The sequence below is a fragment of the Acinetobacter sp. MYb191 genome, assembly GCF_037572605.1.
In the GTDB taxonomy this organism is placed as follows: domain Bacteria; phylum Pseudomonadota; class Gammaproteobacteria; order Pseudomonadales; family Moraxellaceae; genus Acinetobacter; species Acinetobacter johnsonii.
In genome coordinates this window covers 276,123-293,124 of sequence record NZ_JBBGZP010000021.1, presented here as the reverse complement: position 1 = coordinate 293,124, position 17,002 = coordinate 276,123, and the positions used below count along the sequence as shown (strand labels likewise).

The following is a 17,002-nucleotide window of genomic DNA, read 5'->3' as shown; positions in this document are numbered from 1 at the left end:
ATGAGTTAATGTTCTAATAATGAGGTCGTTGATTATATTTTCATCAAATAATATATAAGTGCTTTGAACTTTAAAGTGCTTTTAGTTTTCCAAGCCTAGAGCGACCTTCTCTAGGCTTTTTTTATGTGGATTTTAAATAAAATATGCGGCTTTTTAGCTTTTATGATGTTGTTCAAACATCACTGGTTTAAAAAGCTAAAAAGCCGTATCAGATCGCTGCGTGTCTCTTATTCTTGTTATAAAGTTGTTATTTTTATTTTATTCTTGTTGCTTTCTGTATCCATTAAACTGCGAAAGCGGTGGAGCGACTATCACTGAAAATAGGTATTTTTATATAGCCTGAGCTTAGTCGCGGGATTTTTGTACAAAGCAAAGCATTTTCAGTCCCAACTCATTAAAGCATCAGTCGCCTTTGGCTTTATAATAGAACGACATAACCCAAAGGTAGAGTTAAATGCGCGGTTTATATTTAATTACAAATGATGATCCTTTAGAGCTACTTTTGGCTAAATTAGAAGGTGCAATGGCAACACGTGAGGTTGCCATTTTGCAGTATCGCCGTAAAAAAGTACCCAAAGAAGAACAGGCTTACGAAGTCGAGTATATGAAAGCGATGTGCGCTGAGTATCGTATTCCTTTTGTGATCAACGATGACTTAGAAATGGCAGTCAAATACGGTGTTGGTGTGCATTTAGGGCAAGGTGATGGCGAAGTTGCCGAAGCTGCCGCACGCCTGCCAAAAGATGCAGTGATTGGTCGTACGTGTTTGAACTCGATTGAGCTGGCAGAGAAAGCTATTGCTGAAGGTGCAACATACGTCGCTTTTGGTGCAATTTATGCAACTGAGACCAAGCCAGAAGCTGGCAATATTGGCTTGGAGACTTTAAAAGAAGCCAAAGCCAAATTGAATGTGCCGATTTGTGCGATTGGTGGCTTAACAGTTGAAAATTCAGGTGAAGTGATCGAAGCTGGTGCCGACCTTTGCGCAGTGATTAGTGATATATTAGGGCTATCAATGTCTGCGATTCCTGATCGTATAGAACAGTGGGCTGATTTATTTGCATCTAAAGCTTAAGCGTTTTTAGATGTTTTTTTATTTTTTGAGTTGAGTAACTTCATGAGCTTATCTCCAAAGCAAGAACAATTGTTTAAACAAGCAAGCAAACATATTCCGGGTGGTGTGAACTCACCTGTACGTGCATTTAATAGCGTAGGCGGAACGCCTGTCTTTATTGAAAAGGCGCAAGGTGCATACTTGTACGATGTGGATGGTAAGCGCTATGTAGACTATGTGGGCTCATGGGGACCAATGATTTTAGGTCATGCTCATCCTGAAATTATTAAAGCAGTTCAAAATGCTGCAGTGGATGGTTTAAGCTTCGGTGCGCCTACCGTACATGAAACAACTTTAGCCGACATTATTTGCGAAATTATGCCGTCAATTGAGCTGGTTCGTATGACCAACTCAGGTACTGAAGCTACCATGACAGCTATTCGTCTTGCACGTGGTTATACAGGTCGTGACAAGATTGTAAAATTTGAAGGCTGTTACCACGGTCACTCAGACTCACTGCTAGTAAAAGCAGGCTCTGGCTTGCTAACCAGCGGCGAAGGTGAAGCGACTTCGGCAGGTGTTCCTGCCGACTTTGCCAAACACACACTGACTCTTCCATATAACGATATTGCTACTTTAAAAGAGTGCTTTGCTAAGTTTGGTTCAGAGATTGCAGGCGTGATTGTGGAGCCTGTGGCAGGGAACATGAACCTAGTCAAACCAATAGAAGGCTTCTTAAAAGCGATTCGTAATGTATGTGATGAACATGGTTCTGTTTTTATCATTGATGAAGTGATGACTGGTTTCCGTGTTGGATTGGGTGGTGCGCAAGCTTACTATGGCGTGACTCCTGATTTAACCACTTTGGGTAAAATTATTGGTGCAGGCTTACCCGTTGGTGCTTTTGGTGGGAAACGAGAAGTGATGGAGTGTATTGCACCACTGGGTAAAGTTTACCAAGCTGGAACACTGTCGGGGAATCCACTTGCAATGCGTGCAGGGATTGAGATGTTTAAACACCTGCGCCAAGATGGTTTTTATGAAAAATTGACAGCGCAGCTAGAAAAACTTCTTGTGGGTTTACAAGCAGCAGCTGATGAAGCGGGTATTGCTTTTAAAACACAACAAGTAGGCGGTATGTTTGGTTTGTACTTTACCGATCAAGAAGACATTACCAGCTTTGACTCGATGTTAAAGTGTGATATCGATGCATTCCGTAAGTTCTTCCACGGTATGTTAGACCGTGGTGTGAACCTTGCACCATCTGCGTTTGAAGCTGGCTTTATTTCAGCTGCCCATTCTGATGAAGACATTGAATTTACGCTGCAAGCAGCGAAAGAAGTTTTTGCAAGTATGAAGTAAGTATTTGTCCTTGTTAAAAAAGCCCATCTCATTTGATGGGCTTTTTTATAGCATTTTAATTGTGGAATTCAATATGAAAATCAAGCGCTACTTAATGTTGGTCGCTACCGAATTTATACTTCATCAAACTTATCAATACGTTTAAATACAGCCTCAATAAAGCTGAGATATGCTAAGTTTGTAAGTGTGATACAGATCACAAATTTAATAGATCGATTCTATTAAAAAGAGGATTTATAAAAATAGTTAAATCAGTTATTTATATTAATGTGAGGAAGAAAATAAAGATTAAATAAATTATGTTAAATAAAAATTAATGCTTTTAGTTACAATATGAAATATTAATTCCGACGATTTTACTTTGTTTATATGAAAATAAAAAACTTATATATTTTTAAATGATTTTGAAATAATTAATTGTCATCATTTATAGATAAAATAATATATTTGCATTTATATATTCTGAGGAGTATTTTATCAAATGGAAAAATAAACTTTAGTTTTAATGATAAATCTAATAATAAAGTGAGTCCATAATATGATTGAGTGGCTACAAGGTGAATTAAAACATAGTCCCGAAATTCTATTGTTTTTGTCATTGGCAATAGGTTTTTGGATTGGTCAATTTCAATTTGGTAAGTTCCAATTTGGTGGTGTCGCTGGATCATTATTGGTTGCAGTGATTCTAAGTCTGATTGGTGTACCTGTTGACAATGGTGTGAAAGCCATTCTATTTGCACTATTTATTTATGCAGTTGGATTTGAAAGTGGTCCGCAATTTTTCAAATCTCTCGGACCTCAGTCGATTAAAGAAATTCTACTGGCTGCCTTTATGGCCATTTGCGGGCTTATTACCGTCCTCGCTATGGCGAAAATATTTGATCTAGACAAAGGTTTGGCTGCAGGCTTAGCCGCAGGCGGGATGACACAATCTGCAATTATTGGTACGGCAGGTGATGCTATCTCGCGCTTAGATTTGCCAATGGCAGAGATTCAACGACTGCAAGCCAATGTCGCAATTGGTTATGCTGTGACTTATATTTTTGGCTCTCTAGGTGCGATTATTATTTGTGTGAATATCTTGCCGAAATTTATGGGGCGAGAAATTCATGATGACGCACTTAAAGCACAGTCTGAGCGTTTAAAAGGTGCTTTTGAACTTGCACCGGGTCAGGAACTGGCGATGCCAGAAATTGTGGGACGGATTTATAAAGTTCAACAAGCGGCTGGTCAAACGATTGCAGAATTAGAAGCCCAAAAGTCAGGTATTACCATTGAGCGGCTTAAACGTAAAGATCAGTTTATCGATGTATCCCCCGAAATTACTTTGCAAACGGATGATGTGGTTCTCATTGTTGGTCGCAGAGCAAGTGTTGTTTCTATTGCAGAGAATATTGGCTCAGAACTCCAATCTTCTCAGGGCATGGAAATGGTCATGGATACGACGGATGTCATTTTAAGAAACTCTAAATACATCAATCGAACATTAGGCGATGTCAAAGCCAATACGCCTGATTATCTTAAACACGGCATTTATGTGCTTGGCATTAAACGTCAGGACGAAACACAAGTCTTAAGTGATGAAACCATCCTGCGTCAAGGCGATGTGGTGACCGTATACGGAACCAAAAGTGATCTTGAGCGTTTAGTCAAAGAAGCAGGTAAGGCCTTACCAGAAAGCTTAAAAACAGACTGGATCTTCCATGGTGCTGGTTTGGTGGTGGGCTTACTGATTGGCTTATTTGTTGTGCGTATCGGTGATGTTCCGCTGACGCTTGGTGCTGGCGGAGGTGCACTTTTATCAGGTCTATTGTTTGGTTGGCTACGTAGCCGAAATCAAGTTCATGGCAATATGCCTTTAGCAGCTTCGCAGTTACTTAAAGATTTAGGTCTTGCAGGTTTTGTGGCTGCGGTTGGTTTACAGTCAGGGTTACAAGCCATTCAAACCATTAAAGACAGTGGTTTATCACTATTTATGATTGGTGTAGTGGTCACGGTTGTGCCACTGATTCTCTCGATGCTTTTCGCGCGTTATGTCCTGCGTTATGACAATGTCGCAGTGATGGCTGGTGCTTTAACTGGTTCACGAAGTGCAAACCCTGCATTTGGTGGCGTGCTCGATAAAGCCGGCAATTCAATTCCTACGGTTCCCTTTGCAATTACCTATGCATTGGCCAATGTTTTTTTAACCTTGCTCGGTCCACTGATTGTGGGTTTAGCTTAAAAATTGATGTTTAACAATAAATCTTTAGCTTCACTATAATTAAAGGAGACTTCCCATGGGGAACGTTGATTACTCAAAATACGCAAAACTAAGCCCATTTGAATTAAAAGATAAACTGATTGCACTTGCAGAAAGTCGAACTGACCGTATGATGCTGAACGCAGGTCGAGGAAACCCAAACTTCCTTGCAACTGTTCCTCGTAGAGCTTTTTTCCAACTTGGTTTATTTTCTGCAACCGAATCTGAGTTTTCATTTTCTTATATGCCAGAAGGGCTCGGTGGTTTTCCACGACCTGTCGGTTTGCAATCTCGCTTTGATAACTTTGTACTCGAAAATCGTGATAAGCCAGGCGTAGTGTTTTTAGGAAAAGCGATTTCTTACGTCAGAGACCAGTTGGGCTTAGACCCAGATGCATTTTTACTGGAAATGGTTGAAGGTATTTTGGGCTGTAATTATCCTGTTCCAGATCGCATGTTGCGCTTGAGTGAAACCATCATTAAAGAGTATGTATTGCGTGAAATGGGCGTGCAGGGTATGCCAAAAGATGGCTTAGATCTATTTGCCGTAGAGGGCGGAACAGCAGCCATGGCATATATCTTTAACTCGCTTAAAGAGAATAAAATTATTGCTAAGGGTGATCGAATTGCCATCGGCACCCCAATTTTTACCCCTTATTTAGAAATTCCAAAACTCAATGATTATCAGCTGGAAGAAGTATTGATTGAGGCGGATCCAAATCAGGGATGGCAATACCCAGAGTCAGAGCTCCGAAAATTAGAAGATCCATCAATTAAAGCTTTCTTCTTGGTGAATCCAAGTAATCCACCTTCGGTCAAAATGAGTGATGAAGGCTTGGCAATTTTGGCTGATATTGTTAAAAAACGTCCTGATCTGATTATCCTGACCGATGATGTCTATGGAACATTTGCCGATAATTTCAAATCATTATTTGCCATTTGTCCAGACAACACCATTTTGGTTTATTCATTCTCAAAATACTTTGGTGCGACAGGCTGGCGTCTAGGTGTCATCGCCACGACCAACAATAATATTTTGGATAAGAAGCTCACTGAATTATCTAAAAAAGATAAAAAAGAACTGGAAGAGCGTTATTCATCGCTCACGACTGATCCATCAAGTATTAAGTTTATTGATCGTCTGGTGGCAGATAGTCGTAATGTGGCCCTAAATCACACCGCTGGACTTTCGACACCACAACAAGTTCAAATGGTTTTATTTGCGCTATTTAACTTAATGGATTCACGTCAAAGTTATAAAAAAGCGGTTAAATCTGTGGTTCGTGAGCGTGATGCAGCGCTGTATCGACAACTGGGAGTTGATGTTCCTCAAGATCCAAATGCTGTCGATTACTATACGCTGGTTAATTTGGAAAATACTTCGCGGACGCTGTATGGTGATGAGTTTGCAGACTGGGTTATGAAAAATAAAAACCCGACTGAGTTACTTTTCCGTGTCGCAGATGAAACGGGGGTCGTTTTACTTCCGGGCTCAGGTTTTGGCGTACAACATCCTTCTGCACGAGCGTCTTTGGCAAATCTGAATGAATTCCAATATGCAGCTATTGGTGATTCATTACGACGTTTTGCGGAAGAGTCTTATCAAGAATATCTAAACTTTAAAAAGAAAAAATAAGCTTGAAAAGTATAGATTAATCTAGTTGTAAAAAAGCTCATCTCCTTTGATGGGCTTTTTATATGATGGGTATTTTGAATAAAAAAATACTATATCTCAAATACTTTGTGTTAATTTTAGGAGTACATGAAAAAAATGAATAATTAAATAAGATGACTTATGATTTTAAATTTTCTTCGAAAGCCTATTCAGCTAAAACATTTTTTGATCTTTATACTATTGTCACCAATCATTATCGTTATTTTGAGTGTTATTGTTAGTGTATTAGAACCAAGTGATGTACCGAGCTTAAAAGAAAAACCATATGAGTGTGGAAGTTTTGGCGATCAGAAAATGCGCATTGATCGACGATATTTATTTTTTGCAAGTGTTGAATATCAAGATGTTAATTATTGGGAGAAAGGTTCTAATCAACTACATAATACCAAAGGTTGTAATGATCAAATCGGTAACGCCACATTTCTTGTGAAATGGCCAGAAATGCATCCTTCAGAAGGTTTTAGGCTTTCCTCAAATCAAATCAGTGACATCGCTTTCACTTTATCACAACGTGGTAATTGGAAGGATGAGTGGGGAGACGACAAAACGTTTTTTGATTATACGCCTTCATTGAAATTTTATTTAAGTGAACGGATGGGTGCTCGAAAAGATATGAGCATAAGTGAGATTAATTCGGAGAAGAAATTTAATGCAAGTTTGTCACTTTATGAAATAGATTTGGGAGAGCAAGATAATATTTCTAAAAAAATTTACTGGAAAGAAGAAAACGGGAAAGGCATTGGTGTAGTCATTGCGTGTGCTTCATATCCAAGTGGTGCTACGGCGTGTGAATTAAATAGTCATGTACCAAATTATGGTTTTAATACTAGTAATTTTGATATAGATTTCCATGCGGAGCTTCTGCCACATTGGGAAAAAATTCAGCGTGATTCTTTAAAATTATTTAATTCTTTTCAGATAGAAGAAAATAAAGTAAATGCTTCCAATTAAGAATATTGAAGTAGCATAATAACTATTGAGTACTAAGAAAACGCAATATAACGCAATATAACGCAATATAACGCAATATAACGCAATCAAGCCTAAAATTTAAAGACTTCGAATAATGGTAAAAGTGGGGAGGAAGAATGGATAAATACTTACTGGTGGCCTTGGTGGTTGGTGCATGCATATTGCTGGTGATTTACACCCAACTTGCACCATCAGGTGGACAGAAAAATTTTAAGCAAATCGTACAGCAGGCATTTAGTCGTTATAAAGTGATCGAAAAAAACTACACCATTATGATTTGTGAGATCAACCATCGCAATGAGCCAGAAGAATTGGTCTTTATACGTATCGATCCTGCTCAAAAGAAAAATTTACGCATTTCGGGAAGAATGCTGATAGCAACTTATCCCAAAGCACCACCGGTACGTGAAATGCGTAAAGACTTTAAAGACTATGTCACTTAACACTTAGCGTCGACGAGAGCTACTACGGCTGCGTCCGCGCGCCATACCGCCAAGAGCATTGAGTACAGCAAGCTTGGTCATACTGCCTGAAGCATGTGCATGACAGATGGCAGCAGCGAGAGCATCGGCGGCATCTTGCTGTGGTTTGATGCTCAGGTTTAGGAGTCTCATCACCATCATTTGTACTTGTTCTTTGTCCGCAGCGCCATAACCGACCACCGACTGTTTAATCTGACGTGCGGTGTATTCTGCAACTTGTAGGTCAAGGTTGACCAGTGCAGCAATAGCAGCACCACGTGCTTGCCCCAGCTTCAGTGCAGAGTCAGGGTTTTGTGCCATAAATACTTGCTCAACTGCGGCTTCGGTTGGACCATGAAATTTTACAATACGATCAATCCCTGCAAAAATACGTTTTAGCCGTTCAGGCATATCAGCAGCTTCGGTACGAATGGTGCCAGCATCGACAAAAATTAGTTTTTGACCTTCTTTTTGAATAATACCGTAGCCTGTGAGGCGAGAACCGGGGTCAATACCAATAATTAATGACATGCTTGCCCTTTAAAAAAAATAATATGCCCATATTGTTACATAAGCGTATCAAAAAAGCTTGATGTAGATTGAGCACTTGATTCTTGCACCTTATTCATTTTGTTGAGATTAGATTAATTTTCATGAAATTATTTCTTTTTATATTAGCTGGTGTCATTCTCGAAGTCTTCGTATGGATCGGCGTGGGCGACCTCGTTGGTAGCATGTGGTACGTGTTCTTCTGGTTTATTGCCGCTTTCTTTATTGGTATGAGCCTGATTCGTAAGTATTCAGCAGGTTTAATGCCACAAATGCAGCAAATGCAAGCGGGCCAGATGGGTGCAGATCCTGCATTAACAAACAATCTGCCAAAAATCATTGCGGGTTTTCTTTTATTGATTCCTGGCTTGGTGACAGACGTGGTTGCCGTGTTATTGCTTATTCCTGCGGTACAAAAAGCCATGACGGGCGCGCTGATGAACGTGATGATGAAACGTCAGCAAGCGATGATGGAAAAAATGATGGGTGGCATGATGGGGGATATGAATGGCATGGGCGGTGGTGCTCAAGGTCAAAACCCATTTGCAGATATCATGCGCCAGATGCAAGAAATGCAGCAACAGCAGGGTGGTTCAGCTTATCGTGACTCGAGTATTATTGATGGCGAAGCACGAGAAGTTACGCCAGAGGCGAAAAAAATTGAAATGAAAGATGTGAATAAATAATTTCATGCCTAATTTTAAAGCCGAGTTCTAACTCGGCTTTTTTTATCTTTATGAAAATGTTTTAAGTGCTTATGATTTAAAATAAATATAACAAACGATATAATTATTTTTTAAAATTTATGCCGCTTTTTTATGTCATTGCTTTTCACGATTTGCGCATTGCATTTTGTTGCGCAGCTAAGTCCTGGTCCTGATGTTTTGTTGATTGCCAAAAGTTCAGCTTCGACCACACAAAAAAATACTTTAAAAACTATCTTAGGTATTTCCGTTGGCATCGTCATTTGGGTGGTTTTAACATTATTAGGTTTTACCGTACTCATCGACAAAATGCCGTGGATTCAACAAGTATTGATGGTGATTGGTGGGGTGTTCCTTGCACGTATGGGTTGGCTGATGTTGAAAGCAGGCCTCAACACAATGCAGCAAGAAGCCTTGCTAGATGATGGTCAAAAACTGCCTACACCGAAGGCCAACCATTATTTCATATCAGGTTTGCTGACTAACTTGTCTAACCCGAAAACACTGATTTATTTCAGTAGTGTGTTTTCACTAGCCTTAAGTTCTAGTGCAAGTCCTTATTTAAAAATGCAACTTGCGGTCATTATTCCAATCCAAACTTTTATGACTTTTGCACTGCTGATGCTGCTTTTATCATTACCTAAAATTAAAGCGGCATATCAGCGTTCAGGAAGTTATATTGACATTTTTTCTGGCGGGTTGTTCCTGATTTTTGCTTTATGGCTTTGGTACGATGCTCTCGCAATCTACATCTAAGTCATTTTTAAGCTCTTTAGATGATGGAGCCTGTTCCAAGATAGACACTTCGTCTTTTTTACTTTGCGCATAGCAGTTGGGCTGCAATGTCGCTTCGGTATTTTATGAGCCCTTATAGCTACGACTGCGGTTGGCACGTTCGCGTAAACCGCCTTTTTTAATCAACTGAACCATTCTTTCTTCCTTATCCTTGCATCTTATTTTAATAAACAATCGCTAGAAAACTAAAGGGTTTTAAGCAAATATGACGGAATACGTCAAAAACTATTATGTTACAAAATGAAATTGTCATGATTTGGGGTTATAAAGAGGAATATACGTTAAATCAATTGATTAATCTTTCAGTGTAAGCCGTTGCTGACATTACTTCAGGTGAATGGCGCTTGAGTCTCAACAAATACTCACATAAGATAAATGAATCTAACATTCTGTGAGGCAGGGTGATGGACAATAAAAACAAGAAAGGACAAAAACAAGGGGGTAAAGCGATGCTCTATCAATACCACTGCGCATGTTGTGAAACAGTTGTCGCATCAACAGATAAAGACTGTCCAAACTGTGGATCACATAATATTCGAAGTCCTTTTGGATTTTGGATTTTCTGTATTGTTGCATGTCTTGCTGCAGCGATTATCGTTAAATCTGTACAAGTCTATTTGGCCGACCGTAACAGCGAACCTGCTGCCGTGACTTCGCTCTTTGATGTGCTCAATCATGACAACAAACCTAAGTAGTGAGGTTCAATGACTTCACGACTGAACTGATGGGCTATTTTCCATCAGTGAAAATAAAAAAACCCGCATTAAGCGGGTTTCTTTTTGGATCAAACTTATAGACCAGCTGAAGCTTTAAGCGCTTCCACTTTGTCTGTTTTTTCCCAAGTAAATGCAGTATCTGAACCTTCACGACCGAAGTGACCATAAGCAGCAGTTTGCTTATACATCGGTTGAATGAGGTCAAGCATACGAGTGATACCGTATGGGCGTAAGTCGAAGTGTTCACGGACTAATGCAATGATCAGCTCTTCAGATACTTTTGCTGTATTGAAGGTATTGATCGAAATAGACGTTGGCTCAGCCACACCAATGGCATAAGACACTTGAATTTCACATTTGTCTGCAAGGCCTGCAGCTACGATGTTTTTCGCAACATAACGACCCGCGTAAGCAGCAGAACGGTCAACCTTAGATGGATCTTTACCAGAGAAAGCACCACCACCGTGACGTGCCATGCCACCGTAAGTGTCTACGATGATTTTACGACCTGTTAAACCACAGTCGCCCACTGGACCACCAATCACAAACATCCCTGTTGGGTTGATGTGGAATTTGGTGTCTGCATGGAACATTTCAGCAGGGATCACTTTTTTCACGATTTCTTCAATCACAGCTTCTTTTAAGTTGCTTTGAGAAATTTCAGGATCGTGCTGAGTAGATAATACGACTGCGTCTAAACGAACAGGCATGCCATTTTCATAAGCAAAAGTCACTTGGCTTTTTGCATCTGGGCGTAACCATGGTAAAGCGCCACTACGACGTAGTTCAGCTTGCTTTTCCATTAAACGGTGTGCATATGAAATTGGAGCAGGCATAAGCACGTCAGTTTCACGGCTTGCATAACCAAACATTAAACCTTGGTCACCTGCACCTTGATCTTCAGGCTTTTGACGGTCAACACCTTGAGCAATCTCTGGTGACTGTTTACCAATCATATTGATCACGGCACATGTTGAACCATCAAAACCAAGGTCAGAATGGTGGTAACCAATGCCATTTACGGTTTGACGAACAATCGCTTCGAAGTCAACATTTGCAGTTGTTGTGATTTCACCTGCAAGTACTACCGCACCCGTTTTTACAAGCGTTTCACAAGCAACCCGCGCATATGGGTCTTCTTTTAAGATCGCATCCAAGATAGCATCACTGATTTGGTCAGCCATTTTATCTGGATGGCCTTCGCTTACAGATTCCGAGGTAAATACAGCGTACTCGCGCATAAGTCCTATCACAGTTAATTTAAAAGACGCAATATGGTACATCGACTTAGCCGTTTGAGCCAGTTCTACACGACCAAAATGACTGAATTTATTTCAATTCAACGACTTTTTATCTGATATAAGCATCTAAAAAATTGATATAGCGTTTATTTTTAGTTCGAAATGACCAAGTTAAGGCTTTTGGTTCAAAGTCTATAGGTCCGTATCATGAGATTTTGTGATTTGGTTTTATCTAATTGTAAAACAATAGCTTGTTTGATTTTTTGTTGGCTTGGGTGTTAAGTTGGTAAATAAAAAATGCTCAAAATAAGCATCAGAAAATAATCTATAATTTGTACTAATTCATGAATAATTTAAAAAAGTGAATAAAATTCACCATGAATGTTTAATTGTATGTAAAAAATACAAATATATCCTATGATGTGTTTGCTACTCAAGGACAAAGGCTTGTTCTGATTAGTGAATAAGATGGCTTAGCTTTGTTTTTAAAAGTTGACGATTCTATCGTGTAGAATTTGAACCGGAGAAACGCTAGAGAGACATTTCTGAGTGAAATTGTTGTGATTTTAGGCAATGCCCGCATTTATTAGACATTGATGATGAATAAATAGCGAAATATTGTTCATTAGGCTTTACCCATTCCTCTTTTTTTAAGACAATACACCTATCTTTGAATTCTATTCATCTTACTCTTTAAATCATTTGTTTGGACTCTGACCTATGACAACCCCGCTTAACGAACGTCGTATTGCAAACGCAATTCGTGTATTGGCAATGGATGCTGTGCAAAAAGCAAACTCTGGACATCCAGGTGCGCCAATGGGGATGGCTGATATCGCTGATGTGGTATGGCGTGAGTTTTTCAACCATAACCCGATTAACCCTCAATGGGCGAACCGTGACCGTTTTGTACTATCAAATGGTCATGGCTCTATGCTGCAATATGCGTTATTGCACCTTACGGGCTATGATTTATCAATTGAAGATTTAAAAGCATTCCGTCAACTGCACTCTAAAACCCCAGGTCACCCCGAATTAGGTTATGCACCAGGTATTGAAACTACGACTGGCCCGCTTGGTCAGGGGATTGCAAACGCAGTTGGTTTTGCGCTAGCAGAAAAAACTTTAGCAGCGCAGTTCAACAAAGATGAGATGAGCGTTGTTGACCATTTCACTTACTGTTTCTTAGGTGATGGCTGTTTAATGGAAGGTGTTTCTCACGAAGCATGTTCACTTGCAGGCACACTAGGTCTAGGTAAACTGATTGCTTACTATGACGACAACGGTATTTCGATTGATGGTGAAGTAGAAGGTTGGTTCTCTGACGATACAGAGCAACGTTTCTTGGCTTACGGTTGGCAAGTACTTAAAGCTGATGGTCATGATGCAGATGCATTACGTGCTGCGACTTTGCAAGCAAAAGCTGAAACGAAAAAACCAACGATCATCATCTGTAAAACGATTATTGGTCTAGGTTCACCAAACAAGCAAGGTAAAGAAGACTGCCACGGTGCGCCGCTAGGTAATGACGAAATCGCATTAACACGTGAAGCATTGGGCTGGACTGAAGGTCCATTTGAAATTCCTGCTGACGTTTATGCAGCATGGGATGCAAAAGAAAAAGGGACGGCTTCTGAAGCAGTTTGGAATGAATTATTTGCGCAATATGCAGCAAAATATCCAACTGAAGCAGCTGAATTGAAACGTCGCCTTTCAGGTGAATTACCTGCTGAATTCCTTGCCCAAGCAGATGCATTTATCGCAGAAACTAATGCAAAAGCGGAAACCATCGCTACACGTAAAGCAAGCCAAAACACATTACAAGCTTTCGGTCCATTATTGCCTGAATTATTAGGTGGTTCTGCGGACTTGGCTGGCTCTAACTTAACCCTTTGGAAAGGTTGCCAAGGCGTTCAAGACAATCCAGCAGGTAACTACGTACACTATGGCGTACGTGAGTTTGGTATGACTGCAATTGCAAACGGTGTTGCGCTTCACGGCGGTTTCATTCCTTACGTTGCAACATTCCTCATGTTTATGGAATATGCGCGTAATGCAGTACGTATGTCTGCATTAATGAAACAGCGTGTAATCCATGTATATACACATGACTCAATTGGTTTGGGTGAAGATGGTCCAACGCACCAACCTGTAGAGCAAATTGCGTCTTTACGTGGTACACCAAACTTAAATACTTGGCGTCCATGTGACACGGTTGAAGCAGCTGTGTCTTGGAAGTCTGCACTTGTACGCTCAGAAGGCCCAACTGCGTTGATCTTCTCTCGTCAAAACCTACCATTCCAAACACGTACAGATGCACAAATTGCAAATGTAGCGAAAGGTGGTTATGTATTGGCTGAAGAAAAAGGCGAATTAAAAGCGATTATTATTGCGACGGGTTCTGAAGTATCTTTAGCAATGGAAGCGCATGCACAACTTGAAGGTGTGCGTGTCGTGTCTATGCCATGTGCTGAAGAATTTGTGAAGCAAGATGCAGCGTACCGTGAAGCGGTTCTTCCATCAAGTATTCGTGCGCGTGTTGCTGTTGAAGCGGCTCACGTAGACTACTGGTGGAAGTTTGTAGGTTTAGATGGTCGTGTAATTGGTATGACGACTTATGGTGAATCTGCACCTGCGAAAGACTTATACCAATACTTCGGTATTACCACTGAAGCAGTTGTTGCTGCGGTAAAAGAATTGACAGCTTAATTTTTAAAAATTGACTGTTTGAAGGACGCTCCAGTTTAGGGGCGTCTTTTATTTTGAATGGCGTATATAATATGCAAGCTGCTGCTGAAGTAGCTGCATAAATTTTAGGTGATGATATGAGCTTGTACGATCAAATTCATGATGAAGTTGTATTGATGGATGCGGGCGAACAGAAGTGGATTGGACCAGATCTACCTTTGGAGGCGATGGTTGCTGTTGAGCTGTTATTGCAAGATTTAGCAGAAGATAAGCAAATTAAGATCCGCCGTAAAAACCATGAAAAACAGACAGGTATGAAGTTGATTGATCGGATTCTGATTGAAAAACTATGATGGTTGTCACGTCTAAAAGAAGCCTTATTGAAGCGATTCAATAAGGCTTTTTCTTTGTAATGATTTCAATTTAAATACAAGCCTTACAAAAATAAACATCACTTTGAGAACAAAATGGAAGTACCAAATATTCATATTGTGCCACTGACAGAAATCGATCAGTCGATCTGGGCTGCATTATGGCAAGCTTATCAGGCTGATTTATTGGAGCAGATATCTGAAAATACGTGGCATAAACTGACTGATTCTAAGCGTGAACATATGTATGGTTTTGCCGCACTTATAGCAGTCGGGTTGTAGGCATTGTGCATGTGATTGAGCATGACAGTTGTTGGACACTAAAGCCTTATGCTTATTTGCAAGATTTATTTAGCCATCAGCAGTATCGTGGGTTGGGCATTGCGAGTGCCTTGATTGAGCATGTAAAACAACATACCCAAGAACGAGCGTGTGATCGAGTCTATTGGCTCACCCATCAGGATAATTTGGTTGCACAACAACTTTATAATAAAGTCGCGAAGAAGACTGGTTTCATTCAATATCGGGCGTAGCTAAGTTGCTACATTTAAAAACAATTATATCGTTCTAAAGTTGCAACATATCGTTTTATCTTTATAGATGTATTCGTTGTAGAACTCTATAGACTAAGCAGTATTCCAATGTGAGATAAAAACATGAACTTTAAAGCTTTAACAATCGGTTTGGCTGTTGCAACTGCGACTACATTTGCTATGGCGAAACCTGTGGCATATCAAATTGACCCTACACATACAGCAACAGTTTTCACATGGAGCCACTTTGGTTTTTCAACTCCATCTGCAAACTTCAGCGACATTCAGGGTGTGATTAATGTTGACAATGCAAAACCTGCAAATTCGTCGGTGAATGTAACGATTCCTTTATCTAGCTTAAACACCAACGTAAAAGCTTTAGATGAACACTTACAAGCGGCTGATTTCTTTGATGCAGCAAAGTATCCAACCATTACCTTTAAAAGTAAAAAAGTTCAAGCTGTTGGCGCGAATAAGTACAAAATCACAGGTGATTTAACCATTAAAAATGTGACAAAGCCTGTCGTTTTAGATGCGGTGTTGAATAAACAAGGTGAGCACCCAATGACCAAAGCACAGTCAATTGGTTTCAACGCAACCACTTCATTTGACCGTTCTGCTTTTGGTGTAGGCGCATACGTGCCTAACGTGGGTGATAAAATTACTGTGAATATCACCACTGAAGCATCAGTTCCACAGCCTAAAGCTGCTGCAAAATAAGCGATATCTACCAAAAAGCACCTCATAGAGGTGCTTTTTTATGTCTACTGTAAACTTAAAAGTTAGAGCAATAGACCCGCCGAACGGAGTAAGGCTGAATTATTAAACCAGTGCTTTTAAATACGCTGCCAAAACTTGTCCAGAGACATGCTCTAGTTGAGCTGCAAAGCGTTGATTGTCTGCACGCAATGCTGGAATATTGATGTTCGCTTGACGAAGTTCAGCAGTATGCCCGATTAGCCATTTTTCTAAACCATCCGTTGCGACTTCAGGATGGAACTGTAATCCAAGAATATTTTCTCCTACACGAAAAGCTTGGTTGGGATAAACTTCTGAGCTGGCCAACAGTTCAGCTTGAGCAGGGAGCTCAAAGGTGTCTCCATGCCAATGTAGCACTTCAGTTCCTACCAGTGCTTGTAGTGGGTTCTGTTCAACGGTATTGAGCTGTAACTGACTCCAGCCCATTTCTTTGCTATGACCTGCATATACTTTTGCACCGAGTGCATGTGCAATCAACTGTGCACCTAAGCAAATGCCTAAAGTCGGTAAATTCTTTTCTAAGCGAACTTTTAGTAAGTCTATTTCTTGTTGTAGGAAAGGATAGTCTTTAGTTTCATATACCCCAATCGGTCCACCTAAGATGACAGTTAGCCCTGTGTAATCCAACGCTTTAGCTAAGTCATCTTTGCCTGCTTCAAAATATCGTACCCGATAACCCAATTGATATAACATATCTTCCCATGCTCCCAAATCTTCAAAAGCAAGATGCTGAATCGCGTATATGGTATCGGGGAGTGTCGTCATAGCAGGCTCGTTCACAGGGGTTAAAGAAGTGTAAAAATGTACAGGGAAATGCGTAGAAGTTGAAGGCAATAAATCAGAAAAAATGTAGAAAAAAACTATAAATTCAATCCAAGAT

At 40.1% G+C, this 17,002-nt stretch carries 15 protein-coding genes and 1 pseudogene; 13 read left to right on the top strand and 3 right to left on the bottom strand.

What is annotated here, in order from left to right; genetic code table 11:
* The first annotated feature begins 454 nt into the window (after positions 1-454).
* From thiE to WH214_RS15130, 6 genes are all read left to right on the top strand, one after another.
* On the top strand, positions 455-1,075 hold the full coding sequence (gene thiE / locus WH214_RS15155; protein ID WP_339422585.1) for a thiamine phosphate synthase: 621 nt from the start codon (positions 455-457) through the stop codon (positions 1,073-1,075).
* A 42-nt stretch (positions 1,076-1,117) separates the two neighbouring features.
* Positions 1,118-2,416, top strand: coding sequence for a glutamate-1-semialdehyde 2,1-aminomutase (gene hemL, locus WH214_RS15150; protein WP_339422586.1), 1,299 nt, complete (start codon positions 1,118-1,120; stop codon positions 2,414-2,416).
* Positions 2,417-2,954: 538 nt separating this feature from the next.
* Complete coding sequence (aspT, locus tag WH214_RS15145) at positions 2,955-4,640, top strand: aspartate-alanine antiporter (protein WP_339422587.1); 1,686 nt, start codon at positions 2,955-2,957, stop codon at positions 4,638-4,640.
* A 55-nt stretch (positions 4,641-4,695) separates the two neighbouring features.
* Positions 4,696-6,294 carry a bifunctional aspartate transaminase/aspartate 4-decarboxylase gene (locus tag WH214_RS15140; protein WP_087013398.1) on the top strand — a complete coding sequence of 533 codons (1,599 nt, stop codon included), beginning with the start codon at positions 4,696-4,698 and terminating at the stop codon, positions 6,292-6,294.
* A 159-nt stretch (positions 6,295-6,453) separates the two neighbouring features.
* A complete protein-coding gene (locus tag WH214_RS15135; protein ID WP_339422588.1) occupies positions 6,454-7,284 on the top strand; it encodes a hypothetical protein in 831 nt (276 codons plus the stop codon).
* Between the two features lie 137 nt (positions 7,285-7,421).
* Positions 7,422-7,748 (top strand): hypothetical protein, encoded by a 327-nt coding sequence (locus WH214_RS15130; protein WP_339422589.1) that lies wholly within the window; start codon positions 7,422-7,424, stop codon positions 7,746-7,748.
* 3 nt (positions 7,749-7,751) lie between these two features.
* On the opposite strand, the gene ruvC is transcribed toward WH214_RS15130, so the two are convergent.
* The gene (gene ruvC, locus WH214_RS15125; protein ID WP_004984936.1) at positions 7,752-8,297 is read right to left on the bottom strand and encodes a crossover junction endodeoxyribonuclease RuvC; all 546 of its coding nucleotides are present in this window, start codon (positions 8,295-8,297) and stop codon (positions 7,752-7,754) included.
* Positions 8,298-8,419: 122 nt separating this feature from the next.
* On the opposite strand from ruvC, the gene WH214_RS15120 reads away from it, so the two are divergent.
* The 3 genes from WH214_RS15120 (at position 8,420) to WH214_RS15110 (ending at position 10,509) form a co-directional block, all read left to right on the top strand.
* On the top strand, positions 8,420-9,001 hold the full coding sequence (locus WH214_RS15120) for an FxsA family protein (RefSeq protein WP_087013404.1): 582 nt from the start codon (positions 8,420-8,422) through the stop codon (positions 8,999-9,001).
* A 132-nt stretch (positions 9,002-9,133) separates the two neighbouring features.
* Positions 9,134-9,775: a LysE family transporter gene (locus WH214_RS15115; RefSeq protein ID WP_339422590.1), complete on the top strand. Its 642-nt coding sequence runs from the start codon at positions 9,134-9,136 to the stop codon at positions 9,773-9,775.
* A 488-nt stretch (positions 9,776-10,263) separates the two neighbouring features.
* The gene (locus WH214_RS15110; RefSeq protein WP_005401120.1) at positions 10,264-10,509 is read left to right on the top strand and encodes a hypothetical protein; all 246 of its coding nucleotides are present in this window, start codon (positions 10,264-10,266) and stop codon (positions 10,507-10,509) included.
* A 95-nt stretch (positions 10,510-10,604) separates the two neighbouring features.
* Here WH214_RS15110 and metK read toward each other — a convergent pair whose 3' ends face one another.
* Positions 10,605-11,771, bottom strand: a complete 1,167-nt coding sequence (metK, locus tag WH214_RS15105; protein ID WP_004984924.1) for a methionine adenosyltransferase — start codon at positions 11,769-11,771, stop codon at positions 10,605-10,607.
* A 720-nt stretch (positions 11,772-12,491) separates the two neighbouring features.
* On the opposite strand from metK, the gene tkt reads away from it, so the two are divergent.
* The 4 genes and pseudogenes from tkt (at position 12,492) to WH214_RS15085 (ending at position 16,083) form a co-directional block, all read left to right on the top strand.
* Complete coding sequence (gene tkt, locus WH214_RS15100; protein WP_339422592.1) at positions 12,492-14,480, top strand: transketolase; 1,989 nt, start codon at positions 12,492-12,494, stop codon at positions 14,478-14,480.
* Positions 14,481-14,596: 116 nt separating this feature from the next.
* Positions 14,597-14,812 (top strand): hypothetical protein, encoded by a 216-nt coding sequence (locus tag WH214_RS15095; RefSeq protein WP_004696769.1) that lies wholly within the window; start codon positions 14,597-14,599, stop codon positions 14,810-14,812.
* A gap of 114 nt (positions 14,813-14,926) precedes the next feature.
* Positions 14,927-15,363 (top strand): annotated as a pseudogene (locus WH214_RS15090) (GNAT family N-acetyltransferase).
* Positions 15,364-15,486: 123 nt separating this feature from the next.
* A complete protein-coding gene (locus tag WH214_RS15085) occupies positions 15,487-16,083 on the top strand; it encodes a YceI family protein (RefSeq protein ID WP_339422594.1) in 597 nt (198 codons plus the stop codon).
* Positions 16,084-16,185: 102 nt separating this feature from the next.
* Here WH214_RS15085 and WH214_RS15080 read toward each other — a convergent pair whose 3' ends face one another.
* Positions 16,186-16,887, bottom strand: a complete 702-nt coding sequence (locus tag WH214_RS15080) for a glutamine amidotransferase (protein ID WP_339422595.1) — start codon at positions 16,885-16,887, stop codon at positions 16,186-16,188.
* Positions 16,888-17,002 lie beyond the last annotated feature (115 nt).

Coding starts and splice junctions, on each gene's coding strand:
- thiE (WP_339422585.1), top strand. CDS start 455: ATGCGCGGTTTATATTTAATTACAAATGATGATCCTTTAGAGCTACTT.
- hemL (WP_339422586.1), top strand. CDS start 1,118: ATGAGCTTATCTCCAAAGCAAGAACAATTGTTTAAACAAGCAAGCAAA.
- aspT (WP_339422587.1), top strand. CDS start 2,955: ATGATTGAGTGGCTACAAGGTGAATTAAAACATAGTCCCGAAATTCTA.
- WH214_RS15140 (WP_087013398.1), top strand. CDS start 4,696: ATGGGGAACGTTGATTACTCAAAATACGCAAAACTAAGCCCATTTGAA.
- WH214_RS15135 (WP_339422588.1), top strand. CDS start 6,454: ATGATTTTAAATTTTCTTCGAAAGCCTATTCAGCTAAAACATTTTTTG.
- WH214_RS15130 (WP_339422589.1), top strand. CDS start 7,422: ATGGATAAATACTTACTGGTGGCCTTGGTGGTTGGTGCATGCATATTG.
- ruvC (WP_004984936.1), bottom strand. CDS start 8,297: ATGTCATTAATTATTGGTATTGACCCCGGTTCTCGCCTCACAGGCTAC.
- WH214_RS15120 (WP_087013404.1), top strand. CDS start 8,420: ATGAAATTATTTCTTTTTATATTAGCTGGTGTCATTCTCGAAGTCTTC.
- WH214_RS15115 (WP_339422590.1), top strand. CDS start 9,134: ATGTCATTGCTTTTCACGATTTGCGCATTGCATTTTGTTGCGCAGCTA.
- WH214_RS15110 (WP_005401120.1), top strand. CDS start 10,264: ATGCTCTATCAATACCACTGCGCATGTTGTGAAACAGTTGTCGCATCA.
- metK (WP_004984924.1), bottom strand. CDS start 11,771: ATGCGCGAGTACGCTGTATTTACCTCGGAATCTGTAAGCGAAGGCCAT.
- tkt (WP_339422592.1), top strand. CDS start 12,492: ATGACAACCCCGCTTAACGAACGTCGTATTGCAAACGCAATTCGTGTA.
- WH214_RS15095 (WP_004696769.1), top strand. CDS start 14,597: ATGAGCTTGTACGATCAAATTCATGATGAAGTTGTATTGATGGATGCG.
- WH214_RS15085 (WP_339422594.1), top strand. CDS start 15,487: ATGAACTTTAAAGCTTTAACAATCGGTTTGGCTGTTGCAACTGCGACT.
- WH214_RS15080 (WP_339422595.1), bottom strand. CDS start 16,887: ATGACGACACTCCCCGATACCATATACGCGATTCAGCATCTTGCTTTT.